Annotated in this window: 1 protein-coding gene; it reads right to left on the bottom strand. The window is 72.8% G+C overall.

The features are described from left to right. The coding region (locus tag P9273_RS32220; protein WP_278052602.1) for a hypothetical protein at positions 1–235 on the bottom strand (235 nt) is incomplete at both ends.

Raw genomic sequence — 235 nt, 5'->3', positions numbered from 1 at the left:
CGAGCGTGACGGTGACGGCCCCGGCATCGTTGGCGGTGGCGTCTTGCAGCACCTGGAAGAGCTGCTCGCTGTTGTGGCCCAGCATGTCGCCGGCGCGCAGCGTGGCAAAGCCGGCCGGCGCGCTGGCGGCTGCCGCCTGCTCGAGCTGCGCCTTGCGCACCCACAGGGCGCGCAGATCGGTGGCGCCCTTGGTCATCCACACGTAAGGCACCACGGTGGCGGTGCCTGCGGGCGC

This window comes from Mesorhizobium sp. WSM4935 (assembly GCF_029625735.1).
In the GTDB taxonomy this organism is placed as follows: Bacteria; Pseudomonadota; Alphaproteobacteria; order Rhizobiales; family Rhizobiaceae; genus Mesorhizobium.
This window is presented reverse-complemented; position numbering and strand designations above follow the sequence as displayed.